This is a genomic window from Adlercreutzia mucosicola DSM 19490 (genome assembly GCF_000422625.1).
GTDB classification, from domain to species: Bacteria; Actinomycetota; Coriobacteriia; order Coriobacteriales; family Eggerthellaceae; genus Adlercreutzia; species Adlercreutzia mucosicola.
This window is the reverse complement of record NZ_KE383895.1, coordinates 117102-136860: the sequence shown is the minus strand read 5'-3', so window position 1 is coordinate 136860 and position 19759 is coordinate 117102. Positions and strand designations below refer to the sequence as shown.

General features: G+C 59.3%; 16 protein-coding genes. 2 read left to right on the top strand and 14 right to left on the bottom strand.

Translation table 11 applies throughout. The annotated features are described in order from the left end of the window. Positions 1 to 6: 6 nt before the first annotated feature. From G503_RS0111565 to G503_RS0111555, 3 genes are read right to left on the bottom strand one after another with little or no spacing between them, the layout of a single operon-like run. Positions 7 to 3159: a hypothetical protein gene (locus G503_RS0111565; RefSeq protein ID WP_028027691.1), complete on the bottom strand. Its 3153-nt coding sequence runs from the start codon at positions 3157 to 3159 to the stop codon at positions 7 to 9. 58 nt (positions 3160 to 3217) lie between these two features. Next, positions 3218 to 4480 (bottom strand): hypothetical protein, encoded by a 1263-nt coding sequence (locus tag G503_RS0111560; protein WP_028027690.1) that lies wholly within the window; start codon positions 4478 to 4480, stop codon positions 3218 to 3220. Positions 4481 to 4498: 18 nt separating this feature from the next. Beyond that, positions 4499 to 7462, bottom strand: coding sequence for a helicase C-terminal domain-containing protein (locus G503_RS0111555; protein WP_028027689.1), 2964 nt, complete (start codon positions 7460 to 7462; stop codon positions 4499 to 4501). A 144-nt stretch (positions 7463 to 7606) separates the two neighbouring features. Between G503_RS0111555 and G503_RS0111550 the strand changes: the two genes are divergently transcribed. Continuing rightward, on the top strand, positions 7607 to 8245 hold the full coding sequence (locus G503_RS0111550) for a hypothetical protein (protein WP_028027688.1): 639 nt from the start codon (positions 7607 to 7609) through the stop codon (positions 8243 to 8245). Between the two features lie 67 nt (positions 8246 to 8312). On the opposite strand, the gene G503_RS0111545 is transcribed toward G503_RS0111550, so the two are convergent. Further along, complete coding sequence (locus tag G503_RS0111545) at positions 8313 to 9257, bottom strand: D-alanine--D-alanine ligase family protein (protein ID WP_028027687.1); 945 nt, start codon at positions 9255 to 9257, stop codon at positions 8313 to 8315. 77 nt (positions 9258 to 9334) lie between these two features. On the opposite strand from G503_RS0111545, the gene rlmN reads away from it, so the two are divergent. Beyond that, positions 9335 to 10390: a 23S rRNA (adenine(2503)-C(2))-methyltransferase RlmN gene (gene rlmN / locus G503_RS0111540; RefSeq protein ID WP_028027686.1), complete on the top strand. Its 1056-nt coding sequence runs from the start codon at positions 9335 to 9337 to the stop codon at positions 10388 to 10390. Positions 10391 to 10520: 130 nt separating this feature from the next. Here the strand turns inward: rlmN and G503_RS0111535 are convergent, their stop codons facing one another. The 10 genes from G503_RS0111535 to G503_RS16090 all read right to left on the bottom strand — a co-directional run bounded on the left by G503_RS0111535 (position 10521) and on the right by G503_RS16090 (position 19078). After that, on the bottom strand, positions 10521 to 11588 hold the full coding sequence (locus tag G503_RS0111535; RefSeq protein WP_028027685.1) for a ParB/RepB/Spo0J family partition protein: 1068 nt from the start codon (positions 11586 to 11588) through the stop codon (positions 10521 to 10523). Continuing rightward, a complete protein-coding gene (locus G503_RS0111530) occupies positions 11581 to 12582 on the bottom strand; it encodes a ParA family protein (protein WP_028027684.1) in 1002 nt (333 codons plus the stop codon). Before G503_RS0111530 ends, G503_RS0111535 begins: the two co-directional genes overlap by 8 nt. Positions 12583 to 12694: 112 nt before the next feature. After that, positions 12695 to 13369, bottom strand: coding sequence for a 16S rRNA (guanine(527)-N(7))-methyltransferase RsmG (rsmG, locus tag G503_RS0111525; protein ID WP_202805180.1), 675 nt, complete (start codon positions 13367 to 13369; stop codon positions 12695 to 12697). A gap of 123 nt (positions 13370 to 13492) precedes the next feature. Next, positions 13493 to 13969, bottom strand: coding sequence for a Jag family protein (locus tag G503_RS0111520; protein WP_235715575.1), 477 nt, complete (start codon positions 13967 to 13969; stop codon positions 13493 to 13495). Positions 13970 to 14164: 195 nt separating this feature from the next. Beyond that, positions 14165 to 14941: a YidC/Oxa1 family membrane protein insertase gene (locus tag G503_RS0111515; protein ID WP_028027681.1), complete on the bottom strand. Its 777-nt coding sequence runs from the start codon at positions 14939 to 14941 to the stop codon at positions 14165 to 14167. Positions 14942 to 14978: 37 nt separating this feature from the next. After that, complete coding sequence (yidD, locus tag G503_RS16795; protein ID WP_257482875.1) at positions 14979 to 15221, bottom strand: membrane protein insertion efficiency factor YidD; 243 nt, start codon at positions 15219 to 15221, stop codon at positions 14979 to 14981. Next, complete coding sequence (locus tag G503_RS16095; protein ID WP_084636661.1) at positions 15196 to 15588, bottom strand: ribonuclease P protein component; 393 nt, start codon at positions 15586 to 15588, stop codon at positions 15196 to 15198. The genes yidD and G503_RS16095 overlap by 26 nt, the downstream gene beginning before the upstream one ends. A gap of 11 nt (positions 15589 to 15599) precedes the next feature. Further along, the gene (gene rpmH, locus G503_RS0111505; RefSeq protein ID WP_016310113.1) at positions 15600 to 15734 is read right to left on the bottom strand and encodes a 50S ribosomal protein L34; all 135 of its coding nucleotides are present in this window, start codon (positions 15732 to 15734) and stop codon (positions 15600 to 15602) included. A 421-nt stretch (positions 15735 to 16155) separates the two neighbouring features. Then, positions 16156 to 17859, bottom strand: coding sequence for a chromosomal replication initiator protein DnaA (gene dnaA / locus G503_RS0111500; RefSeq protein ID WP_028027679.1), 1704 nt, complete (start codon positions 17857 to 17859; stop codon positions 16156 to 16158). A gap of 94 nt (positions 17860 to 17953) precedes the next feature. Continuing rightward, a complete protein-coding gene (locus G503_RS16090) occupies positions 17954 to 19078 on the bottom strand; it encodes an ATP-binding protein (RefSeq protein ID WP_084636660.1) in 1125 nt (374 codons plus the stop codon). Between the last annotated feature and the right edge of the window lie 681 nt (positions 19079 to 19759).

The window sequence follows — 19759 nt, the reverse complement described above, 5'->3', positions numbered from 1 at the left end:
TCGCAGTTAAATCTGCTTCAGCAATTCCATAACGAATTCGGCGTTCAACGACAGCTGATCACTGTCGATATTCTCAACCACATCGTCAGCCTGGCCGAAGAACGAAGGCTTCTTGCCGTCCATACCCACCAGGTGCAGCGCCTGCTGACCATGCTTCAGCGCATAGGCAGACGAGCTGTCCATCCACGTCATAGTGACCGACGGCACCGACAGACCCACGGCTTGGCCGGCTTTCTTCACCAGACGCTTCATGCGGCTCGACGCCTTTTTGGGCAGATAGGTGCCCTCTTTCTCTATCAGCGTCAGCTCACCGGAGCCCAGGGCCTGTACATCCACGATGATGGAGCCCTTCAGCTCGGCGGCATGAGTCTCCATAAACGCCTTCATACCGCCGTTGCCGGCCAATTCGGCGCCCAGGGCCACAAACCACACCTCGATATCCACGCGCTGGCTGTGGAAGGCCTCGATGCGCTGAGTGGCCTGATCGTCCTCGAAGACGAAATCGGCGGGCAGACCGTCGGCGAAAGCGCTGCGTACGGCCGGTCGTTCCTCGCTGAAGCCGTCGTCTTCGAAAGGCTCCTCCTCTACATCACGCGAGAAGGAACCACCCTCGAAAGGGCGCCCGTGGCGGGAGCCGGGGCGGCGAGGAGGCTCTTGCTCGTCAAAGGCCTCATCGAAGTAATCCGGGGTAAAGGCCGTCGTCTGGCCCATCTCCTCGTAGGAGTCATCCTCGCGGAAGCTCTCCCAACCGCCGCGGGCCGCGCCCACTTCCTGGGCCTCGAAATCATCCTCCACGTTCAGCCACTGCTGGGGGGTGCCCTCGTCCTCGTAGCCCTTCGAGCGCAGTTTGCCGAAGAGGCGACCAAAGCGGCTCTTCGGCATCTCCACATAGCCGGGGCCGGCAATGGCGCCCGTCTCGGTCACCTGCTCAACATAGGCGGAATCGTCCACGTCTTCGATATACATCTCGCCAGGCGCGGAGGCATCCAGCAGCTCATCGCCGATGGGAGCCGCGGCACCGGTCGCGCCTATAGAAGAGAACGACCCGGCCAGGCTGATGCTGCCCGACAGACCCGGGTCGCCCTGGGCGGGCACGCCCGCCAGCGAGGGCAGGGCGCTGCGCAGGGCCGACTCGGCCGAAGGCGCTGCCACATCCGGGGTAATCGCCGGGGCAGCGGCCACCGACGGCACCACGGCGCTTAAGTCTCGCACACGGCCATCGTGGGCGGGGCGTTCCTCGGACAGAGGAGCGGCCTGCAAGTGATCGTCCATGGAAATACGCGGCAATTCCTGGGAAACACCGATATCGGGAAGGGAAATAGCCCGGCGCTTGCGAGGCGTGGGACGGCCAGTCGTCGCGGCAGCGGCAGAAGCTGCCGGGACCGCAGCCGCCGGGGCGGCCTCCACCTCGGGCACCACCAAACGGCGGCCAGCGGGCCGCTGGGCCTGCTGCCCATCCAACGGATCCGGAATATGGCCCAGCCCCGCAGGGGCGGCTCCCGCGGACCCCGTCAGGGGACGCTGGCCTTCGCGCAAACTCACATTAGGGTCATCGGTGGGCACGGGCACCGCAGCGCGGGGAACGGCCGTCGGCGGCTCGATGATCGGGGAGGGACCGCCGGGGACCGCATCGACTGCGGGAACCGCGGTGGGAACAGCGGCTGCGGAAGCAGCAATGGGAGCAGGAACTTCTGTCACCGGCGGCGTCGACACCGGTGCTGGCAGCTCCTCGGCAGCGGCCACCTCGCCAGTCGCTCGGGCCACCGGCTCCAGGGCAGCGCTCTGGGAGGCAGCCTGAACCGCCGCGTCGGGGATGACCCCCGTGGGCATGGCGCCCGCCGCCTCGGAAGCCGCCTGAACCGAAGCGCGCATGGTGCGCACGCGCTCACTCAGCTTTTCGGCCGCAGTCTTCTGGGCCTCTTCGCGGGCGGCAATCTCCTCTTCCGCCGTAGCCAGGGCCGCAGCATAGCGAGAACGCTGGACGGGCTTCTCGACCGCAGGCTTTTTAGCCTGCTCCTGTCCCTTTTTGAACCAGTCGGGCACAGAGGGCTCGGCGGGCGCGGGAATAAAGGGAGCCTCCACTGGCTCCTCCGCTTCCAGAGCCGCCAAGCCGGCGCTGACCGCCGCCGAAGCCGTCTCGCCGGTAGCGGCCACGGCATCAGCCGCCACCGTCGCGGGAGCCGTTCCCTCTGCGGGGGAAGCGGCCGAAGACACTTCCTCAACCACAGCATGTTCGCCAGCCGGCTTACCCGACAGCGCGGCTACCGCGGCCTTCGCCGCCGCCAAGCGCTGAGACGCCGATTCCATAGAGGCGTCCAGGTCGCCCCCGATGGGTGCGTCGTATACCAACTCGGTCCCTTCGGGCACCAATCCCGCACTGCGGGCAGCCTCCTCACCGTGGATGAATCCCTCGTCCATATCGGGAAGGTCGCGGGCAGCAGCTACGCGGGCGGCCACCTCCATCATCACGGCCACACCCGACGCGTTGCAGTTCGCGCCCTCGTTATAGGCCGACACCTTCTCAACGACAAACGCGATCACCGGCAGCGCGGCAACGACCATCATAATGCCCAATACCACATTGAACGCGATCAGCGCCGTGTCCTGGGGGGCCATGATCATGCGCACGAGCAGTACCACAGGCATCAGCACCAGCAGGGCGAACTCGACCCAGTACAGCGCGGGCAGCACCGAGATGGTCGCGCTGTTCAAGTCGCGGCGCACCTTGCCGCTGTCGTAGTTGGCGACCAGAATCACCTTGCGACGGCGGCCGGCGCGGTTCGCCGACTTCATCGGCACATACTGGGCCACCACGTTCTGACTGACGCCGCGATTCAAAAAGCGGGACAGCACCGGCTTGCCGAAAATCTCGGCGGCCATAAGGGCCGCGCACAGCAGGGCGATCACCATGGCGGGAACGGTCACCACCGAGAAGATCGTCGCCACCAGCGTGGCCACCACGGCCACACCGGCGCAGAGGGACCGAGGCAGCGTGCTGTCGGGATTGCACTGGAAATCTTCCATCGTCGTCGGAAGCCCCGTCGTCGATGAAAGCGTCTCGCTAATATAGAGGGCCGCGCGCTGCTCTTCTTCGGTTCCTGCGGGGCGCGGGCCGATTTCTTGAGACAGGTATGCAACATGTTCGGTTAGTTCGGCCATGTCGGCTGCCTTTCCTCGTTCAGAGAGGTCGATTTGACACAAGTATTGCTAGTATACGCTATTGCGCGTCGCTCCCCAAATAATTACGGAGAAACGTATCAGCATTGCCAGCTTTCAGGCGTTCGGCCTCGTAAAATTCCACATCTTCAGCGATAGCGGCATGGTAGAAGGACACAACGACGACATCAGGATCGTCGCCCAGGCCTTGAGCCAAGTCGGCCGCCTCCTGCTCCAGGGCGTTGTAACGCTCGTTTTCTTGGGACAGCAGCTCCTTGTTCCGATCCAAATAGGCCTGGTCGGCGGAAAGCGCCGCCTGCTGGGATTCAATGCGCTTCGCCACGTATTGGTCGAAAACGCCCAGATCGAGGCCAGGATAAGAATCCTGGGCCATGGAGAACGAGCCGGCGGCACGGTTCAACAGGGTCAACGCCGTGTTGGTCTTGTCGATAGAAGCGTGCACGTTATCCTCGGTCATATCCTGCAACAGCGCCGTAGCCTCGCGAACGGCGGCATCGGCGGCAATGATGTCGTTCCACCCCTGGCGTGCCGCCTCGTAGGCCTCGGTGGCCATAAGGGCCTCGTCCACAATGGCGACGCCGGTATCGAGCATGCTCAAGCGCGACTGGGCCGCCACCAGGGCCTGGTGGGCAGCTTCTTTATCGCTGTTGTCAGAAAGGGATGGCTGAACAGCTTCGACTTCCCCAATTGCCTCTTTCAGCTCGCTGTATACTGGAGCGATGTCGCCCACCAGACCGCGATAGGTCTCGGTCAGCTGGTCGAGCATCGAAACATCTTGATTGGCTGTGGTTTTGGTGAAGTGGGCGGTGTCATACTGGCTCATTACCAGGGTGTCAAAGGGAATGAGTACCTCATCAGCCCGATTGATCTGGGTGATCTGGGCGCTCAGTCCGCCGCGCAGATCACTTTGGTAGCTGCGCATCTGGAAGAACGTCTGACCGATCGTGAGAGCCAGGGCGATCACCACGCAAATGCCCACGACAAAGGGGATATAGCGCAAGGGGGTGCGATCGCGGGGCACCACCGCGGCGGAGCGGGGGGCACTGGTGGCCCGAGCGGGAAGGCGCGGCGTGCCCTCGGGCAGGACGATGTGCTGCTCCTTTTCCGGCGTTGGCCGGGGTTTCTTGCCGCGGCCCAACGTAAACAGCGATACCCCGCCGGCCTCTGCACCACGGCTGCCCCCGCGCTCGGCGGCATCCCGTGCCTCACGGGCCGCATCCAGCACGCTGAAGGAAATCTCGTTGGACGATCCTTGCGTATGGCTCTTGATATGCAGGGCGTGATTGATCTTCTTCCGGGCCATAGGGCGCGTCCCGACTCCCTAGCAATCCCGGCCGGCAAGCTCGGCGGTGATCTCGTCGATGGAGCAGAAGCGGATATTCTGACTCGGCAGCGAGCGCAAGAATGTCTTCCCGTAGCTCTTGGTCATCAAGCGCTTGTCGGCCAGGATGAGCACCCCGCGGTCGTCGGCCTTGCGGATAAGGCGCCCGGCGGCCTGCTTGGTCTCCAGCACGGCCGCGGGCAGCACATAGCGGCGCCAGGCTGCGTCGTCGCGGGCGGCACGCTCGCAGGACAGAGGATCGGTCGGCTTGGCGAAGGGCAATTTCGGGATGATAACGCCCTTCAGCGTGGCTCCCGGTGCATCGAATCCCTCCCAGAAGCTCTTCAGGGCGAAGAGCGACAGGTGCTCATCAGCGAGAAAGTCGTCGCGCAGGCCCTTCACCGACACCCCCCATTTCTGGCATACCAGGCGCAGATCGTCCTGTTTCAGAGCCGGCTGCACCTCCTCGAAACAGCGCTCCATCTCGCGGCGATTCGTGAACAGCGTCAGCATCGAGCCCCGCTGGGCGCGATGGCTCTCTACCAGCAGGCGCTGCAGCGCGTCAAGATACGAGGCCTCGTTGGGCTCGGGCATGTCGTTCACTACATACACGGTCATATGTTCATCGAAGTTGTAGCTGGAGGCTAGCATCAGCTCGTCCGCTTGGGAAAACTCGCTTGTACCCAGGCCGAGCGCGGCCTCGAAGCCCTTGAACGAGCCATCGACCGACAGCGTGGCCGACGCGAACACCACCGAATGAGTGTTGGCGAACAGGGTCTCGTTCATGGTCAGGCCCACGTTCAGCAGCAGGGCCTCCATCTTGTTGCGCGGACGGTCGTTCTTGCGGCTCAGACTGGCAGCATACACGTACTGCTCTGGGCATTGCACGCAGATCACATCCACAGCTTGGATGATCTCCTTCAGCTCCATGGCGACAGCGGCGATCTCGCGCTGCACTACGGCGGCGCCGTCCACGTCTTCCAGATAGCCCACCAACTCCTGGCTGGCGGTCACCATCTTCTCGGCCGACTCGGCCATGGCCTTGCCGTGTTCGGCCAGGGTGCGGAAGATAGAGCCGGCGCGGATCTCGTCGTTCAGCCACAGATCGACGTTCTCATAGCCCTTCGAGCGCTTATTCGTGTCGTAGTAGAGCAGATCTTTCATGTGGCCGCAGAATTCCTCCGCCGCCGAGGCGAAGTTCGCTCCGGCATGGCGCGCCTTGGTGGTCAGGCTGTAGAACAGCGTCGCCGCCGAGTCGTTGGCGGGAGCGATCACGGTGCGCTCGGCGCGCAGAAACACGTTGCGGCGGGCCTCGTCCGACGACACGCGATGGGCCAGAGAGAGGATATCCTCCTCGGCCAGCTCCAACGAGAAAGCGCGGCGGGCCTCGTTTTCGGCTCCGTGGGCCTCGTCCACCACCCAGTAGCGGATAGGCGGCAGCAGTCCCCCATCGGCGGCCAAGTCGCAGAACAGCAAGCTGTGGTTGGTCACCACAATATTCGACGCCTCCGCGCGGCGGCGGGCGCCGTGCACGAAGCAGGACGTACCGAAAAAGGGACACTTGCGGCGCAGGCAGTCATGGCTCGTCGTCGTGATAGCCCAACGGGGCAGCACGCGATAGTCGATCTTCAAGTTATCGATATCATCGTACTCCGTCTGCTCGATGAATGAGAGCAGGGCCGCTAGGGCCGGGGCCTGGTGATGTTCCTCCTTGCTCACCGTGCGCATGCGCGGGCCGTCCACCGTCACGCGCTCGATACGATGAAGGCAGGGGTAATGGGAGAATCCCTTCAGTGAGGCGTAGGTAAGACCGCCGCCGAGCGTTTCGGCCAGGGCCGGCAGCTCATGGTACACCAGCTGATCGAGCAGGGCATTCGTCTTGGTGGCCACGCCGATGTTGATCTGATTGTCGCGCGCCGTCAGAGCAGCGGGCAGCAAGTAGGCCATGGACTTTCCCACGCCAGTGCCCGCTTCTACCACCAGATTCCGGGAGCGGGCGAAGGCGCTGCGCACCGCCTCGGCCATAGCGCACTGCTCCTGGCGCTGTTCGTAATCGTCGTACAGCGAGCCGACTGCTCCCTCGGCCGTGAAGGCCGTGCGTACCGTCTCTGCCGTGGGAAACACCATGCTGCGCGCGGGGTCGGCGGCGATGTCGTCCGCATCCACCTTCGCGCGCATATCTATCTTTCCCACACGGTCGCGGCGCAGGGAGCGCAGCGAGAAGGGCAGCGGCCGTTCCTCCTGCAGCGTATCGGCGAAGTATTTGAATACCGTCACCGTCGGCCATTGGGCCTCTTCGGCCATGCCGGCGATCTCGCGAATCAGCATAGGGGGCATAGCCTCCACTGCGGCCAGCAGGATGCGGAACAGCGCGCAAGTGGCGGCTACGTCCTCGTCGGCTCGATGGGTGGAAAGCGGCGCGCCGAAGGCCTTCACCAGATCGATCAGGCGATGGGACTTCATGCGTGGCAGGGCGATGCGCGAGAGATCGAGGGAATCGACCCAGGTATTCTCCAGCAGCGGGTATCCCGCAGGATGCTTCGTGGTGAAGTTGCGATCGAAGCCAGCGTTGTGGGCTACGATAATCGCGTCCCTGACAAATTCCACCAACCCCGCCAGGGCCTCGGCGGGCAGCGGGGCGTTGGCCACATCGCTGTCATGGATATCAGTCAGATGCGCCACATCCTCAGGGATGGGTTTCCCCGGGTTCACGAAGGTGATGTACCAGTCAACGATCTCGCCGCCCTCCATGCGAGCGGCGGCGATCTGAGTCAGCTCGTCGTGATTCAGCGAGAAGCCCGTGGTCTCGGTGTCCAGAACCACAACGTTTCCATCAAAGGGGCCGAAATGCCCCGCAGCGGCGCGAACGGGCAGCGACTCATAACGCTCGATCACATCCTGCGGGGTACCATCGGTGATGAAATTCTTCAATTGTCCCTGAACGGGCGCGGTGCTGCGTGCCATGCGTTTTCCCTATCTCCGGGAGAGCTCCCTATACCGAAAAAAAGGAACCTCGTCGCGGCGAGAGTTCCATGATCGGACGAGCTCGGGTATGGTGTCAGATTGATAACTCGCAGTATTGTATCAGCCAGAGCGGAGAGAAGAACCATGGAACGGTATATCGGTACATATCAAACATTTCAGACCGTGTCCCGTAAGGAGGCGGCCGACCTCATCGGTGCTGACAATCTCATCGGCGATCGCTACACCATTGAATGCACCATCGAGGACGGTATTCAGAAGGCATGGCTCGTCAACCGCTTCCAGAAGCGCATCGGTTTCTTCGAGCCAGCTTATTCGCGCTCGCTGAGCATCCTGAAGGCCCAGGGCATGGGACTGACCGCTTTGCTATCCTTTGTCGCCTTCACCGATCATCCGGAACCGGGCTATTACTGGGGCGAGGTGGCCGTTATTGCCTACGGCCCTGCCTACCGCGACGCCATGGAGCCCTTCATTGTGGGTCTGTCCAAGGAAATGGCTAAAGGCCGACGACCGCGCGTGAACTTGGAGACGAAGGGAGTCGATCAGATCATTCGGTCCCAGGGCAGCTGGCTGCCCACCGACACAGTGCCCTATCCCGCTAAAAAGAAGGGCACCGCGCTCGTGAAGACCCATCGTTCCATCACAGAGCGCCTCGTGGAGGAAAGCCGGAAGGGCAATAAGGGCTGCTATCTGCTCAGCTGGGCCTTCCTACTGGCGGTTGTGGCGGCCATCATCTTCGGCCTGAAGTCCTGCGGGGTGTTCTAAGAGCCGCATGAACCCCTTCCCGACTTCCCTCTTGGTAAGAAAAAACGGCCTGCGGGCCGTTTTTTCTTTATCTTTTTTCTAGGGCATAGCCGATGAGGCGGGTGCACAACTCGGGGAAGTCGATGCCTCCCGCGCGGGCGGCATCGGGCAAGAGCGAAGTGGCCGTCATGCCGGGAATCGTGTTTGTTTCCAAGATCCACGCCACCTGATTCTTGTCGAGAATAAAATCAGATCGCGAGACACCTGTGCACTCCAGCGCCTTATGGGCCTGAACCGCGAGATCCCGAATCGACGCCGACAATTCCTCATCCAAACGTGCAGGGCAAATATGCTGCGAGCCGCCAGGAGCGTACTTCGAATCGAAGTCGTAGAACTCGCCGCGCGGAACGATCTCGATAATCGGAAGGGCAAAGGCATCCTCGTTGCCCAGCACCGCCACGGTAATTTCCATACCCTCGATGAACTTCTCGACAATCACCAGACTGTCGATCTTGAACACTTGCTCGATAGCGTCGGCGACAGCCTCCGGACCTTCGACAATGTAGATGCCGAGAGCACTACCCTCAGTCGCGGGCTTCACGACACAGCAGCCATCCATCATTGCGGCGATTTCCGCACCGTCGTAGGCATCCCCCTGTTGCAAATACAGGAACGGAGCCGTGGGAATACCCGCGCGCTCATAGAATAGCTTCGACTTCGCCTTGTTCATAGCCGTGGCGCTGGCCCACACCCCCGGTCCAGTGTAGGGAAGGCCAATAGTCTCCAAGAATCCCTGCAAGCAACCATCTTCGCCACCCTTACCGTGCAGACACAGAAAGGCAACGTTGTAGTCACCATCAATCAGAGCCTTCAGATCTTCTTTCGAGGCGGGGTCATACTCGTCCACGATGAAACCTGCCGTACGCAGAGCTTCACCGGCTCCCTTTCCCGAAGCCAAGGAAATCTCGCGCTCACCGCTGGTACCGCCAGCGAGCAGCGCAACGCGACAGGAGGCAGGATCGATAGATGCCATTGTGCACCTTCACCTTTCTGGACGGGGAATAGCTGAAGAAAGTATATCAGAGCGAAGGGAATGTCTATAATAGGCTCATGAATAACGAACTTCTGACACTCCCCCAGACCGAGCTTGCAGCCCTTATCGAGTCATGGGGCTTCCCTCGTTTCCGTGCCATGCAGGTCTACGAATGGCTCCACCGCCACCACTGCTCCACCTACGATGAGATGAGCAATGTTCCTGCCGCCGTGCGAACGCAGCTTGCTGAAGCTTTCCCCTTGGATACCTTCACCCTCTTCGATCGTCAGGTCTCCCAAGACGGAACGCGCAAGTACGTCTTTAAGCTCAACGACGAACGACTGGTGGAAACGGTAGGGATGCCCACATTCAACCGAGACGGCTCCCTCGACCGCCTTTCAGTCTGCATCTCATCGCAAGTCGGCTGCCCGATGGCCTGCGCGTTTTGCGCCACAGGCAGAGAGGGCTTCACTCGCAACCTGAACGCCGCCGAGCTCGTGCAGCAAGTCGCCTATGTGCAGAAAGACTTCGACGCCCGTGTCAGCAACATCGTGGTCATGGGTCAGGGAGAACCCTTCCTGAATTACGACGAGGTCATTAGGGCACTCCGTATCATGAACAGCAACGACGACCTCAATATAGGGGCGCGTCACATCACCATCTCCACCTGCGGCATCCTCAAAGGCATCAATCGCCTTGCGGAAGAACCCGAGCAATTCACCCTCGCTATCTCACTGCACTCGGCAGTGCAGGCCACGCGCGACCAGCTCATGCCCCAGGGCGCTCAGCAAACGCTTCCTGAGCTCAAGAACGCGCTGACCCATTACATCAAGCGCACCAATCGCCGGGTATCGTTCGAGTACCTCCTCATTAAGGGAGTGAACGACAGCCCGCGCGATCTCGATGCCCTGATCGAGTTCTGTAGTGGTCTGCTCTGCCATGTAAACCTGCTGCCCATGAACCCTATCGAGGGATCAGCATATCAACCAGCCACTGCTCAAACGGTCTCCTCTTGGATAGATGAACTATCCGCTCATGGCATTGAAACCAGTATGAGGAAATCGCGGGGTGCTGACATCGACGGTGCCTGCGGCCAACTGAAAAACAAACTTGTTTCACGTGAAACAACCTGATTAATATCACAGTGTTATGTAAAACATCTTTCCCGACTCCCTATCCGTGTCTTAGATAAAGAAAAGTGGGATGTTTCATGTGAAACATCCCACTTTCGGCAACAGGAGTAAAACTCAGTAGAAGAGAAACTTACTCCTCTTCACTCGCTCCAATGATCTCATTGAAAAGACGCTGCAGATCCTCCTCGTCCTTGAACTCGATCTCGATCTTATTCTTTCCCTTAGAAGATTTGACGCGAACGTTAGCATGCAGCGTTTCACGCAGTGTCTTGGCCACTGATTTATACACAGGAGGTGTAGCCGGGCGCGCTGCGGAATGAGACTCTTTCTTACCCGACATCAGACGAGCAAGATTCTCAGCTTCGCGCACTGTCATGTTGCTCTCAACAATCTTCTGCGTCAACGTCGCGCGGCCCTCTTGAGTCGGTACCGAAAGGATAGCGCGGGCATGTCCCGCCGTGATCTTCTCTTCAAAGAGCAGCTGCTGGGCCTCTTCGGGGAGATCGAGTAGGCGCAAGGCATTGGCCACAGTAGAGCGGCCTTTCGAAACCGCCTGAGCCACCTCAGCCTGAGTCATCGAACGACGCTCCATCAACCGGCGATAGCCATAAGCCTCCTCGATGGGGTTCAAGTCGCTACGCTGGATATTCTCAATCAAGGCCAACTCGAGTGCCAGGTCGTCATCTGCCTCCTTGATACGTATCGGCACCTTCTCCAGGCCCGCTGCCTTAGAAGCCTGCCAACGGCGTTCCCCGGCGATGATCTGATAGGTTCCATCTTCCAGCTGGCGAACCAAAATAGGTTGTAGCAGGCCATCCTTCTCGATAGAGGCAGCCAGCTCATCAATCTCTTCTTTTTTGAATTGCGTACGCGGCTGGTCGGGATTAGGGAAAATCTGCGTCAATGGCACTTCATCCGTCGCCTTCGGCGCCGCCGACTCCGCATTCAACACCGGCACTGCAGCAGTCACCTCGCGGGGAATGGGCTCCGACAGCACTTCCTCTGTCGATTCAGTTTCCACGGCATGGTACGCAGGACGAGTGGATACAGGGGCCTCTCGCGCGGCCTCTTCCTCCACCTCGATAACGACGCGCTGCCGCTCTGGAACCGGAGCGGCAGGGGCGACCGGATCATAGGATCCAGGAAGAAGTGAACCAAGACCACGACCAAGTCCTCCACGGCGCTCCGGTTTAGCCACGAGCAATCACTTCCTTTGCAAGTTCAATATAGGAAAGAGATCCTCTTCCCTTGGGATCGTACTGAGTAATCGGCTGTCCGAAGCTCGGCGCCTCAGACAGTTTCACCGTTCGGGGAATCGGTGTCGAGAACACCAGGCGACCAAAGTATTCGCGCACCTCATCCACAACCTGCTTGGACAGGGTGGTACGGCTATCGAACATCGTCAGCAGAATGCCGTAGATATCCAATGTCGGATTTAAGCGAGTTTTGACACGTTTCATTGAATCAAGAAGTTTTGTCACACCCTCCAGTGCATAGAACTCGCACTGAATAGGGATCAGCAGCTTATCGGCGGCCACTAGTGCATTCACAGTCAGCAAGCCGAGAGACGGAGGACAGTCGATCAGAATGAAATCATAGCGCCCACGCATACCGCCGACGGCATCTTTCAAGCGATTCTCACGGGCCATCTCAGCAACAAGCTCGACTTCGGCGCCTGCGAGGTTAATGGTCGCCGGAGCAATATCCAATCCCTCGGCGATGTCGGGGATGATGACATCTTCGATCGGCACGTCGTTCAGCAGCACGTCGTAAATGCATCGCTGTATCAGACTTTTCTCTACACCGAGTCCACTTGAGCAGTTGCCCTGCGGATCAAGATCGACCAACAGCACCTGCTTACCCATCTCCCCGAGGGCGGCTCCCAGGTTAATCGCCGTCGTAGATTTACCGACACCGCCTTTCTGGTTGATGATCGCAATGATCTTCGTCTGCCCGATCGCATGACGTACGGGGGCCTTATCCTTGTACGACTTCAGCGGCGCCGTCGGAGGAGCCGCGTAGTAGCTCGCTTCCACATCACGCACCTGCACTTCAATCGCCTCAGGATCTGGCTCGCGAAACGCCGCCTCCTCCGCAAGAGGAGCGGGCTGATTCTGGTTCTGGGGAACTGGTTCAGCAGCGACAGTCTGAGTCTGTTTTGTGTCCCGTTTAAGACCATCAAAAAATCCCACAGGAACCTCCTTCCTTACTTGCAGGACAGTATAGCATCTGACCTCGCCACTCTTTGAGGTCTTTCATTGGAACGGCAAGGGAATTCACTGTTTCACGTGAAACAGTGAAACTTCAGGAGCGCGGCTTCAGAGGAGTCTTCTGGGCAGCACCGATGCGCCGCGGCAGCTTCAACTTCGCCTTTCCTACTTTCTCGAATACAACAATCGTGCGCCTCGTCTCTCCGTCGCTCAGCATTGTCTCTCGTTGGGATACCAGCCTCATACCAAGAAGATCTTCAACGGAGAGGGCCTCCTGCATCTCCTCGTCCGATAACTGAGCCTTGTAGCACACCAGCCGACCACCCTTCACAAGCAGGGGCGATGACAACTCAAGCAGCGCCACAAGGCGCGATAAGGCCCGTGCAGTCAATACCGAGAAAGAACCGGGCCGGTCAAGGGCCAAGTCCTCAATGCGATCGCTACAAGTAGTGATTTGCCGGCCCAAGCCCAGCTGATTTACCGCTTGTTGGACAATGGCCATCTTCTTTTTCACCGAGTCCACCAGAACGGTCTCACGACCTGTGGCCAGAGCCAACGGAACACCAGGAAAGCCACCGCCCGAACCTAAATCACCATAGAGGCCCTCGGGAGCCTCACTGACTTCTTCCAGGCCCACCAACGAATCTTCGATATGAAGCACCAGCGCCTCATCACGCGAAGTGATGCGCGTGAGATTCGTCGTCTTATTGGCTTCAAGAATCAGATCGAGGTACTGGCCCATCAGCTCTTGGGCCACCGGGGAAGTCATAGGCGCTCCTCAGATTCAAACCGCTTGATCGCTTGCATAATAAACTTATGAGACTATAAGTCTCAGACAACGAAGGGCGGGAAACCCCGCCCTTCGCATTGCGTCCATACTGAGCAGGAGAGCTTACCGCGGTACAACCACCACATGACGGGCCGAACCCTCGCCCTCGGAGATCGTCTCGACACGATCGTCATCGCGCAGGGCGATGTGAACGATACGGCGTTCATAGGGCGTCATCGGACGCAGGCCCACCTTACGATGCTGGCTCGCCGCCCGATTCGCGGACGAATGGGCGATAGACTCCAACTTCTGGCGCTGACGATTCTTATAACCCTCCACATCGACAATCACCGGGTAACGGAACCCAATGGTACGGATAGTGATCATCGACACAATAAACTGAAGCGCATCAAGGGTCTTGCCATGACGACCGATCAACACCGCCATGTCATCGCCGCTGATATCCAGGATCAGCTCTCCCTCGTCACCCTCATACTCGTCAATGGTCACATCGCCTACATTGAAGTACTGCAAAATATCCTGGAGCGCGGCGATGGCGGTATCGGCGATGGAGTCCAACATCTCATCGGTCACGACCATTTCCTCAGCGGACTCCTCGGGAGTCTCTTCGGTTGCAACAGAAGCTTCCGCGATCTTCTCGTCAATCTCAGTCGTCATCTCGTCGGCCATGGCACTCTCCTTCGCGTTATATGATTCTCCGCAGCGGACATTGAGTTCTGCGGACAAAGAAGGGGAATGTTTCACATGAAACATTCCCCTTGAACAACACTGTTGCTAGCGCTTCTTCTTCGGGCGCTTCTTCTTTTCCTTGCGCTCCACGTTCACCTCGATGGGCTTCACCACCAGGGCCTCCTCTTCGGCCTTGCGACGATCCTGGGCGCGGCAGTGAGCCAAGGTGAGCTGGCTCTGGGCGATACCAATCACCGAAGAGGCACCCCAGAACAGCAACACGCCGGCGGGCGAGCTCCAAGAGATCCAGAGCATCATAAGCGACATGATGGCGCCCATCATCAGCGTCTGGTTGCGCTGCTGCTTGTTCGAGCTGTTCATCTGCTGAAGAATCATCGGCAGGAACGTTGCGCCGGCGAACACCACCATAAGGATCAAATAAGGAACAAATGTTCCAAAACCTTCGCCGAAGGCCTGCGACGGAGTCGTAACCAGATTAGGCACCAGGTTGTAGAAGGAGTAGCTCGCATCACCCACGCGGTCACCCATCTCACGCAACACCTGGAACAGGGCGATGAAGATTGGCATCTGCAGAAGCAGGGGCAGGCAGCCAGCTAGCGGATTGAACTTCATCTCCGCATAGATCTTCTGCATCTCCTGGGACTGACGAGTCGGATCGTCGGGGAAACGCTCCTTCAGCTCCTGAATCTTCGGCTGCACCTTCTGCATATCGTAGGAGGACTTCGCCTGCTTATGCATCAACGGAGCCACAATGATACGGAAGATCACCGTGACAACGATGATCGCAAGGCCCCAGTCGCCGCAGAAGCCGTAAAAGAACTCAATGACTTGGAAGATCCAGTCCTTGAAGATATCCCACATATTTCGTCCCTCTCACGCCGCGGGCAGAGACGAGCCCCTAGGGCACCGGATCGTACCCATGGGGGCCGCCTGGGCGGCATTTCAGTATACGTTTCGCCGTCAGCACGAACCCCTTGCGGAACCCGTAGCGCTTGAAGGCGGTCAGGCCATATTCGGAGCACGTGGGCACAAAGCGGCACGCCGGTGGAAGCAGAGGGGAAATAGCCATCCGGTAGAACATGATCAGGCCGATGGCCAGCAAAGCCGGCAACCGTTTAGCAAGATCGAGGGCCCTTTTCACCAAAGCATCCTTCCTTCCCTGAGGAAAGGCGCCGTGTCGCGTCTCCACATGCTTGCAGAACTTTGCCATAGGGAACCTGGCAAAGAGACGACTTCGCAAGAAATATCACGTCGAAATCGGGCCATGGGCCGCCCAATTCATGGCAGACCGCCCTCATGCGACGCTTTGCCTGGTTACGCCAAACGGCATTTCCCAGTTTCTTCCCTGCAATAAAAGCAACACGACCGCCCGGGCCGTGTTGCTCCTCGTCTCCTCTGGGCTTCCCACAGCGGCGCTCTCCTACGATCAGCGTAACATAGGGGGTTTTCACCCTCTTGCCATTCGAGAAGAGCTGGGAAATCTCAGCGCTGGAAGTGATCGTTTCCAACCTGCGATCTCCTAGACGGTGAGGCGCTTGCGCCCCTTAGCACGACGGGAAGCGAGAACAGCGCGGCCGCCCTTGGTGGACATGCGGGCACGGAAGCCGTGGCACTTGGCGCGCTTGCGTTTGTTCGGTTGATAGGTGCGTTTCATTGTTTTCTTTCCCTTTCATGGTTCAAAGAATAGCTTTCAAATTATATACCACAGAAATACCGTGTCAACGGGGCGTCTTGGGGAAACCGTGAAGGCTTCGGGAAGAGGGAACGGACGACGGGCAACAATCTTTCCTGACGACATCACTCCTTTCCCCGGTTTGCCCTCTGTCGTTCATGGCGTCTCGCGAGTACCGTTCTTTCCCTTTTCCTATAAGAAGTAAAAGGTTGTTGTAATAGTAAGCTCGGTTCATTAGTCAGGAACCCTGTCTTTCCCCAGATGATTACCGAGAAAAGATTGCACAAATCCCGTTGAATTCTTGTACCCGCTTTCCACCGTGTCGGGAGAAAGCGGGGATCGGCCTCTTCGGGGCCGTGGAAAACAAGGGAGGTTTTACTCATGTTTTCCACGGATTGTGAACCTACAGCTCACTGAGGATCTTTTGCAGTGTCTCTACCTCTTCCTGAACGTCGCGCTCTTTTTTCAGCTTCTCCTCGATGGCTCCCACGGCGTAAATGGCCGTGGAATGGTCGCGATTGAATTTCCGCCCGATGTCCTCATAGGGTACGTCGAGCAGCTGGCGACACAGGTAGATGGCGATCTGCCGCGGGTAGGCGATGGAGCGGCTGCGCTTGGCACTGAGCAGATCGGCGTGGCTTACCTTGAAGAAGTTCTCCACCTCGCGCTGGATGTCCTCTGCCGACAGATTGCGCGACATGCCGCCGGAGAAATGGTTCTCCAGCAACACACGGGCGCCTTCGATGGTCATATCTGACTGCCCTGAGAACACCATGCGGTACAGTACATTGGTCACAGCGCTCAGCAGCTCGCGAATGTTCGAGCTGGAGTTTTCTGCGATGTACATCTGAATGTCATCGGGGATAGCACACTGGCTGAAGCCCTCGTTGCGGCTGCATTCCTCGGCAAAGCGCTTCACGATGGCCAGCTTCGTCTCAATGTCAGGCGGCCGTACCTCCACGATGCCTCCGCTTGAAAAGCGAGAGGAGTACCGGTCGTCCACGTCGATGTTCTTTGGCGCGCGGTCGGCCGACAGCACCACCTGCTTGCCTTGGGCCGTGAGCGAGTTGAACAGCTGAAACACCATGTCAAGACACTGCTTTTTATTCTGCAGGTACTGGATATCGTCGATGAGCAGAACGTCGGCTTCCTCGTAGTAGTGCTTGAAGTTCTTGAAGCTCGCCTTCTCCCGATCATGGGCGACGCTGGCCTCCATGTACTTCGATACGAAGTCGGCCGAGTCGGCATACACGGTGCGCAGATGCGGCTGGGTCTTGTCGATGTAGTTCTTGATGGCCAGCATGAGGTGGGTCTTGCCCAGCCCGCTCTTGCCGTAGATGAAGAGGGGGTTGAAAATGGGCCGCCCAGGGTTGCCCGCCACCTCATTGGCCATGGAGTAGGCCATCTGGTTCGACTCGCCGATAACGAAGTTGCTGAACGTGAGGGTGGAGGAGGGCTGGTCGCCGGCGGCGGGATCCACCGGCGCGCTGGGTGCGGGGGAGGCGGCCGCCCTGGAAGCCTCGGAAGTTTCGATTGCCCCCGCGGGTGCGACGGAAGCGGGAGAGGGCGGGGTGGCCGGGGCGCCTGAGAACGGCTGCGGCTCGGCCACCGGTGCGACCGTGGACGGTGCAGCCACCTCCACGACCTGGCAAGGTTCAGCGCCCGCAGCCACTGCAGAGACGGGGTTCAGCCCGCCGCCCGCCCCCGCCGTAATGGGAGTCGCGGGGGTCGCAGGAGCAGCCAAGGGCACCGCGGCTCCCGCGGCCTGCGCCATCACGGGTGCGGCCGCAGCGGGAGAGGGCGCCGCCGTGGCGGCCCCCGCCTGCGCGGTCTGGCGCTGTTCCTGGGTGGGATCAACGGCGATGGCCACGGCGAAGGGTGTGCCGGTCATATCGAACAGGGCGCGCTGAATCGAGGCGAGGTAGTGATCCTCCACCCAGGTCTTGATGAACTCGTTGCCCGCTGTCAGCATCAGGAACGAGTCGCTCATGGCCTGGGGCTCCAATCGCGAGAAGAACGCGCTGATCTCGGCAGCGTTCACATCGGGGTAGCCCAAAATCTGCGCTTTGACCGCAGACCATCGATCATTGAGTTTTTCACTGTCCATAATCGTCTCCCAAGATAAGCCGCTCGATGGAGTCCGCCGCACCAGTGAGAGCACGGCGGCTCATGGTAACAAATAAGTGTGCAGAACCCGATGCTTAGAGGGTTCGGGCTATCTGCATGCCGAAGTCCGTCAGATGCTTCACCTTGTTTCGATCGACGATCAGCCCCTCATTCTCAAGTTTCTTCACGAGCCCGTTCATGCTGGATGCCGATATGCAGGTTGCCTTGCACAGGTCTACCTGACGGGCAGGACCGTGGTCCCGAAGAAGGGCAAGCGTCATTTTCTCGCGATCGGTTAGGCTGGCTGCCGTCGGCGCTGCCGGCGCGTACCCGTAGGGAACGGGCTGCGGTGCGGCCGCGTAAGCGGGATAGGGGACCGGTTGTGCGGTGGCGGGGTAGGATCCGTAGGGCGGCGCCGGCACATAGGGCGCGGGTTGAGCCGGATAGGCACCGTAGGCCGCCGCGCCCGTGCTGTAAGGAGTCGCGTAGCCGGCCTGGGCAGGTGCTGCGGCTGCGGGCGGGTTGAAGCCCGCCCCTACGGGAAGGTAGGGGTCGGGGGCGTAGAGTCCCTGGGCGCCGCTCGCGGGGTAGGGCAGCGCACTGGCGGCTGGGTCGAAGTCGGCTTCCTCGCCCCCGCTGCCCTCTAAGTTGCCGTTTTCGAAATCGTCGGCGGGGAATCCATCGGCGGCGTACTCGCTCGGGGCTGCGCCGCGTACAAGGCTGATGGTCACGACGGCGCCGGTGCCGAGATTGTCCTCGATGGTTATGGTGCCATTGGAAAGCTCCAGATACTCGCGCACCCGAGGAAGCCCCGATCCGACGCCGCGGATGTAGGTGCGCATCGGCTCGACCGCCGAGGAGAAGCCGGGCATCTGGGCCTTCTCTTTAGAGGGGATGCCGGGCCCGTGGTCGGCAAAGCGAATCGTGCAGCCGTGATCCAAGATTGTGACCAGGGCTTCTTTGAATTGGGCGTGGATAAAGTTCTCGGACACTTCGCGAATCACCGTATAGGGGATCGACCCGCCCGCACCCCGCGCCTGCTCGTAGACCGTGGTCGCCAGTGACTCTATGTATGAGCCTGTTTCGGCCGGTTGGATGTCGATGACCCGTGGCTCGCTGCGCATGTCGTCGTAGATGGCGATATGGCCGACCGTGTCCACGAAGGCGTAGTCGAAGTCCTCGGCGGCCGCGGTGGTGGTGGGGCTGTGTTTCGCGTCCATGTTCTCCCAAATCATTCCGTTTAAGCTGCATTGTGTTCATCGTTCAGAAGAATTTTCCACGCTATTGTATCGTGTTTCGGTAGTTTTGAACAAAATACGAGAAAATTTCGGTGGATTCAGAGAGTAATTCACCATCAATTCAGAATATGTTGAAAACTCTTCGATCGAATACCAGGGATTTTCGGAGAAATTCAGAGTTATAAACAAAATATTCAGTAAAAGTGGAAAACACGGAATTTTGTGAAAGCAGATGATACCGCTGAAAAAGACGAAATGTTAAAAACCCTCGGCGAAAATCCTTGACAGAACCCCGCAGGAGTCCTTATCGGCCATATTGTGGCGTATCGAGACTCAAAGGATCGCTGCCCTGAAGAAATCTCGAACAGAGGTATGCGCTTGTCTCAGAGTTTTATGAAGAAACAGTAAAATACCAGGTAGATGCCCTGTTATTGAAGCTGTTTCGTAATGGCCCCCTAGTTGTCCCCGCTTATCTACCGTCTTTCACCAGAAGTTTCCACCGCGCTGGAAAGAGCATTCTCTCCTTACGGCGGGGAAAAGCGACAAGTTATCAACTTTTTCCACCGTCGGTTGGCCGTGGATAGTTGAAAAGATCTGAAAACCGCTTCTTGTGGTTCCGCCGAAGATGCCGCGCCGCCGCGGCACAGGGGCGCGAGTGGGGCG